General features: G+C 69.8%; 7 protein-coding genes. 4 read left to right on the top strand and 3 right to left on the bottom strand.

Annotated elements, in window-relative coordinates; genetic code table 11:
* Both QK444_RS31405 and QK444_RS31400 read right to left on the bottom strand, forming a co-directional pair.
* The coding region (locus QK444_RS31405) for a Crp/Fnr family transcriptional regulator (protein ID WP_282785697.1) at positions 1 to 669 on the bottom strand (669 nt) is incomplete at its 3' end.
* Positions 670 to 985: 316 nt separating this feature from the next.
* A complete protein-coding gene (locus QK444_RS31400) occupies positions 986 to 1,228 on the bottom strand; it encodes a hypothetical protein (protein WP_029932752.1) in 243 nt (80 codons plus the stop codon).
* 268 nt (positions 1,229 to 1,496) lie between these two features.
* Here QK444_RS31400 and nth point away from each other — a divergent pair, with 268 nt between their 5' ends.
* The 4 genes from nth to QK444_RS31380 are packed head-to-tail and all read left to right on the top strand — an operon-like array spanning position 1,497 to position 4,775.
* Entirely contained in the window at positions 1,497 to 2,177 is a 681-nt protein-coding gene (nth, locus tag QK444_RS31395; protein ID WP_282785698.1) for an endonuclease III, read from the top strand.
* A gap of 53 nt (positions 2,178 to 2,230) precedes the next feature.
* Entirely contained in the window at positions 2,231 to 2,848 is a 618-nt protein-coding gene (locus QK444_RS31390; protein WP_282785696.1) for a TlpA disulfide reductase family protein, read from the top strand.
* A complete protein-coding gene (locus QK444_RS31385) occupies positions 2,845 to 3,585 on the top strand; it encodes a CoA pyrophosphatase (protein WP_282785695.1) in 741 nt (246 codons plus the stop codon). Before QK444_RS31390 ends, QK444_RS31385 begins: the two co-directional genes overlap by 4 nt.
* Positions 3,582 to 4,775, top strand: a complete 1,194-nt coding sequence (locus QK444_RS31380) for a MarP family serine protease (RefSeq protein ID WP_282785694.1) — start codon at positions 3,582 to 3,584, stop codon at positions 4,773 to 4,775. The genes QK444_RS31385 and QK444_RS31380 overlap by 4 nt, the downstream gene beginning before the upstream one ends.
* Before the next feature lie 51 nt (positions 4,776 to 4,826).
* Here the strand turns inward: QK444_RS31380 and QK444_RS31375 are convergent, their stop codons facing one another.
* Positions 4,827 to 5,780 carry an alpha/beta hydrolase gene (locus QK444_RS31375; protein WP_282785693.1) on the bottom strand — a complete coding sequence of 318 codons (954 nt, stop codon included), beginning with the start codon at positions 5,778 to 5,780 and terminating at the stop codon, positions 4,827 to 4,829.
* Positions 5,781 to 5,893: the final 113 nt, after the last annotated feature.

Here is a 5,893-nt window from a genome sequence, read left to right as displayed (position 1 = left end):
GGCGCGGCGGGCCAGGCGCTCCGAATCGGAGATCAGCACGCTCTTGCCCTCGAGGCGCAGCCAGCCGCGGTGCGCGAAGTCGGCCAGGGCCTTGTTCACGGTTTCGCGGGAGGCGCCGACCAGCTGGGCGATCTCCTCCTGGGTGAGGTCGTGGGTGACGCGCAGGGCGCCCGCCTCCTGGGTGCCGAAACGCTGTGCGAGCTGCAGCAGCGCCTTGGCGACACGACCCGGCACGTCGGTGAAGATGAGGTCGGCGAGGTTGTTGTTGGTGCGGCGCAGACGGCGCGCCAACACTCGCAACAGCTGCTCGGCGATCTCCGGCCGCTGATCGATCCACGACTTCAACGCGTCGCGATCCATCGTGACCGCTCGCACCTCGGTGACCGTGGTGGCCGTCGAGGTACGCGGACCCGGGTCGAAGATCGACAGCTCACCGAACATGTCCGACGGGCCCATGATGGTCAGCAGGTTCTCCCGACCGTCCGGAGACCGGCGGCCGATCTTCACCTTGCCGGACGTGATGATGTACAGGCGGTCGCCGGGCTCACCCTCGTTGAAAATGACATGGCCGCGCGGGAAGTCCACGGGCTGAAGCTGTTTGGCGAGGGCCGCCACGGCGGTTGGCTCGACGCCTTGGAAGATGCCTGCTCTGGCGAGGGCCTCGTCCACGAATGTGCTCCTTATGGGAAATGGCTCTGTCCTGGACCGAAGCTGATTCGGCCGACAGTGCAGTCTACTTTGCAATATGTCCGGGTAGTGATAGACACCACGCGCCGCGTTCAATCTCCGACACGCTGAGGCCCTTTTCACGACGCCCACTGTCGGCCCTCGCGACACACAGAAGCCCACTACAGCGACACGCGGTCCGTTTCCTGCGACACACGGGTCCGGTGCTCACGACACGCAGAACATAATTCTGCGACACGCGTAATTTTCGCAACCTGCGGGTCGGCCGCGTCGCATTCGGGCGGCCGCTGTGCGGCGCTCAGCTGGCCTGCGCCACATCCATGGCTTCACCGCGGGTCCGCCGCGGCCGCGGGCGCGCCGCAGCGGCCGGAAGTCCCAATTTGGTCAGATCGCTGACCTCGGCATTCGTCGCCCTATCCAGGTACTGCCGCACCTCTTCGTCCGGTTCGAGCAGCTTGCGGAGCCGGTTCTCGACTCGTTCCATCCCCAGTGCGAACAGCATCAGCACCACCGGGAAGAGCACCACAGCGAGTCCTTGCATACGGGTGAGTAAACACGCCCAAGGTCTCAGATGGAACACGGGAGGTGCGCAGCCCGGTTGTCGGCCGGTTCTGGTTCCGTAAGGTGGACGCGTGCGTGTCTCCGAATCCAGCGCTGCCGCGCGAAGCGGTAAAGCGCGGTCCGCCGATGCCGTCGTGCCCGCGGCGGCGAGTGAAGGCGCCACCGCGCCGCGAGCGTTCGAGCGACCGGTGAAAGCGAATCCGCGACGCAATGAGACCCGTACGGGTCTGGTGCGCCGCGCCCGCCGGATGTACCGCGATCTGACCGTCGCATTTCCCGACGCGCACTGCGAACTCGATTTCACCACGCCACTCGAATTGGCCGTGGCCACAATTCTTTCCGCGCAGTGCACCGATGTACGGGTGAACATGACCACCCCGGTGTTGTTCGCGAAGTATCCCGATGCGCGCGCCTATGCCGAAGCCGATCGCACCGAGCTGGAGGAGTACATCCGGCCGACCGGTTTCTACCGCAACAAGGCGTCCGCGCTCATCGGCCTCGGTCAGGCGCTCATGGAGCGCTACGACGGCGAGCTACCCGACACCCTCGACAAGCTCGTGCAGCTGCCCGGCATCGGGCGCAAGACCGCGAACGTCATCCTCGGCAATGCCTTCGATGTGCCCGGAATCACGGTCGACACCCACTTCGGCCGCCTGGTGCAGCGCTGGAAATGGACCACCGAGGAGGACCCGGTCAAGATCGAGCACGCGGTCGGAGCCCTCATCGAGCGCAAACACTGGACCATGCTCTCGCACCGGGTGATCTTCCACGGCCGTCGCGTCTGCCACGCCCGCAAACCGGCGTGCGGGGCCTGCCTGCTCGCCAAGGACTGCCCCTCCTACGGCACCGGACCCACCGATCCCGCCACCGCCGCCGCCCTGGTCAAGGGACCCGAGACCGAGCATCTGCTCGAGTTGGTGGGGCTGTGAGACCCGAGCGGTCGGGGGACGAGCAGAGATCACGTGGACTGTCACAACGGCCGGTGCTGCGGTGGACGCTGCTCGCCGTCGTGGTGGCCGTCGCGCTGACGGTGGCGCTGTGGCCGCGCGACACGAACGACGACACCACCGCCGAGGGCGGCGCGACCCGCCCCGTGCCGGTCGTATCCGAACAGGATCGCGCCGCCGCCGCGCTGGCCGCGTGCCCGCGACCCGGCGGCGCGCCCGTCGGTGACGGCCCGCTGCGCGGCATCACGCTGACCTGCCTGGCCGACGGGCAGCCCGTCGATCTGGCCGCCGCCCTGGCGGGCAAACCCGCGCTGCTCAACCTGTGGGCCTACTGGTGTGGCCCGTGCGCAGAGGAACTACCTCTGCTACAACAGTTTTCGGATCGAGCCGCCGGTGCGGTTACGGTGCTGACCGTGCACAGTGATCCGGATGCGGTGAAGGCGTTGGCGCGACTGACCGATCTCGGCGTCCACCTGCCGGGCGTGGCGGACGCCGACGCCCGGGTGCGGGTCGCGGTCGGCACCGGCCCCTACTACCCGCAGTCGGTGTTGCTGCGGGCCGACGGCACCGTGGCCGATATCGTCCGGCGCACCTTCACCAGCGTCGACGACATCGCGGCGACCGTCGACGCCCAGCTCGGAGTGCAGGCATGAGATACGAGATTTCCACCGACGGCGTTCCGCGGTGGCTGCGCGGGGTGGTCGAACACGATCCGGCCGACCCCACCGGCATCAATCCGGTGCTGCGCCGCACCGTGATGCGCAAGGCCGTGCGGAAGGTCGCCGGTGCCGCCGGCATGACGCGCGACGCCGCCGTGCTGGTGCTGTTCGGCGGACAGCCCGACCCCGACCCCAACACGCCCGGTGGTCTGCCCGAGGACGCGAATGTGCTGCTCACCCAGCGGGCCGCCACCCTGCGCCAGCACAGCGGGCAGGTCGCCTTCCCCGGCGGCGCGGTCGACCCCGGTGACGAGGGACCGATCTTCACCGCCCTGCGGGAGGCCGAGGAGGAGACCGGCCTGGACCCGGGCGGCGTGCAGCCGCTGTCCGTCCTGCCCAAGATCTTCGTGCCGCCGTCGGGCTTCGACGTCACCCCCGTGGTCGGCTACTGGCGCACCCCCGGGGAAGTGGGGGTGGTCAGCGCGGCCGAGGCCACCCGGGTGGCCCGGGTGCCGCTGTCCGAACTGCTCGATCCGGCCAACCGGTTCGTGGTCCGGCATCCGCTCGGCTACATGGGTCCGGCCTTCGCGGTGGACGGCATGCTGGTCTGGGGATTCACCGCGGGCGTGCTCGCGGGGCTGCTCGCGGTATCCGGCTGGGAGAAAGAATGGGACCATCACGATGTGCGTGATCTACAGGCCTCGTTGGCCGCGGTAGGGATGACGTTATGAGCGCTTCGGCCTGGCTCGACCTCGGTGTCCTGATCATCGCGCTACTGGCCGCCTCCTCCGGGTGGCGGCAGGGCGCGGTCGCCTCGGCGCTCGCCTTCCTGGGCGTCGTGCTGGGGGCCGTGGCGGGCATCCTCATCGCGCCGCACATCCTCATCCATCTGAGCGAGGGCCGCAGCCGCGTGCTGGTGGGCGTGGTGCTCATCGTCGTGCTGGTGATCATCGGCGAGGTGGCGGGCATGGTGCTGGGGCGCGCCGCGCGCAGCGGGATGCGCGACCCCTTCACCCGCAGTGTGGACAGCGTGGTCGGGGCGGGCCTACAGACGGCGGCGGTACTGGCCACCGCATGGCTGCTGGCTCTGCCGCTGACCAGCTCCTCGCAGCCGAATATCGCCGCGGCCGTGCAGAATTCCCGCGTGCTGGCCGAGGTGAACACGGTCGCGCCGGACTGGCTGCGGCAGCTGCCCAACGAATTCTCCAGCCTGCTCAACACCTCCGGACTGCCCGATGTCATCGGTCCGTTCGGGCAGGTGTCGGTGGCGGCCGTGGAGCCGCCCGACGCGAGCGTGCTGCGGTTGCCGGTGGCGCAGCAGTTGCAGCTCAGCGTGCTGCGCATCCGCGGGCAGGCGCCCAGTTGCCAACGCGCGCTGGAGGGTTCCGGATTCGTGGTAGCGCCCGAACGCATCATGACCAACGCGCACGTGGTGGCGGGCACCAACAAGGTCAGCGTGGACACCGTGCGCGGGCCGCTGGCGGCCACCGTGGTGCTGTTCGACCCGATGAAGGACATCGCGATCCTCGACGTGCCCGGACTGGCCTCGCCGGTCATTCCGCTGGCGCCGCAACCGGCGGCGGCCGGGGAGAGCTCCATCGTGCTCGGCTACCCCGGCGGCGGGGCCTACTCGGCCAGCGCGGCCCGGGTGCGGGAGACCCTGGACCTCAAGGGGCCGAACATCTACCGCGACGGGAACGTGCAGCGCGAGGTGTACACCGTGCGCGGGCTGGTGCGCGCGGGCAACTCCGGCGGACCGTTGGTGGACACCGAGGGGCAGGTGCTCGGGGTGGTTTTCGGCGCGGCGGTCACCGACGAGGACACCGGATACGTGCTGACCCTCAACGAGGTTCGCGGGGAGCTGGACAACGCGTCCGCCTTCACCGCGCCGGTCGCGACGGGACAGTGTGTACTGAGCTGATCGGACGCACCGCTGACCGGACGCCCCGGGGAACGTCCGGAACCCGGCGGGCTAGGCCAGCAGCTTGGCCAGTTCGGCGGTGACGGCCTCGGGGTTCTCCTGATGGGCGAAATGTCCCGCGTCGGGAATGCCGACCAGGCGGCGTTCGGGCGCGAGGTGGTGGCCGCGGCGGACGGTGGCGGCCAGGATGTACCGATCGCCGTCGCCGTGCAGGGCGAGCACCGGGATGCGCACCGGCTCCCGCATGGTCGCCATGAAACGCTTGCCGTCCGGCCGCCACTGGCTGCGGAAGGCCCAGCGCTGGTATTCCAGGGCACAGTGCGACGCACCGGGGATGCGGATGGCGGCGCGCATCCGGATGGCGGCATCGGCGAACTCGGCGGTGTGCGACCAGCGTTCGCTCACCCGCTGTCGCAGCAGCCGCTCGATCTCCGCGCCGTCGGACTTGGTGAGCAGCCGCTCTCCGTAGCGCGGCAGTTGGTAGCGCAGGAAATTGGGCAGCCAGGCCCGCCGCTGCCGCCCGTCGCGCAGCACCATGTGCTTGAGCGCCGCCGGATGCGGTGAGCTGATCAGGGCGATGGACCGCACCACGCGCGGATGCAGCACCGCGGTCGCCCAGCACACCAGACCACCCTCGGCGTGGCCGACGAGCGTGGCCTCGGTGTGCCCGAGTGCGCGGATCAGGCCCGCCACATCACCGGCCAGGGTCCAGCCGTCGTAACCGCGCGGCGGCTTGTCGGAATCCCCGTAGCCGCGCAGATCCACCGCCACGGCCCGGAAACCGCGCGCGGCGAGTCCGGTGAGCTGGTGCCGCCACGACCACCAGAAATCGCCGAAACCGTGCAGCAGCACCACCAGCGGCGCATCCGGATCGATCGCCGGCACACCGGCACCGGGCTCCGCCTCGACCACATGGAAGCGAATGCCGTTGGCATGCACGTCCCGATGGGTCCACGGGCCCTCGTAGCGGACGCTGGACGGATCCGGAAGCGAGTTCGACGACACGCCCGGAAGCGTAATGGAAGACCTACGCTCGGAACTTGTCGAGCGCGCCCCGCGCGGCCCCCGGCGCCCCCCGCGCCCCCCAACCCCAGGGGCGCCCCGGCGTAGCCGCCAGG

The sequence above is a fragment of the Nocardia sp. CC201C genome, assembly GCF_030010695.1.
Classification (GTDB): domain Bacteria; phylum Actinomycetota; class Actinomycetes; order Mycobacteriales; family Mycobacteriaceae; genus Nocardia; species Nocardia otitidiscaviarum.
This window is presented reverse-complemented; position numbering and strand designations above follow the sequence as displayed.

Bases quoted from the DNA above. Each gene is read 5' to 3' on its own strand.
- QK444_RS31400 (WP_029932752.1), bottom strand. From the start codon at position 1,228: ATGCAAGGACTCGCTGTGGTGCTCTTCCCGGTGGTGCTGATGCTGTTC.
- nth (WP_282785698.1), top strand. From the start codon at position 1,497: ATGTACCGCGATCTGACCGTCGCATTTCCCGACGCGCACTGCGAACTC.
- QK444_RS31385 (WP_282785695.1), top strand. From the start codon at position 2,845: ATGAGATACGAGATTTCCACCGACGGCGTTCCGCGGTGGCTGCGCGGG.
- QK444_RS31380 (WP_282785694.1), top strand. From the start codon at position 3,582: ATGAGCGCTTCGGCCTGGCTCGACCTCGGTGTCCTGATCATCGCGCTA.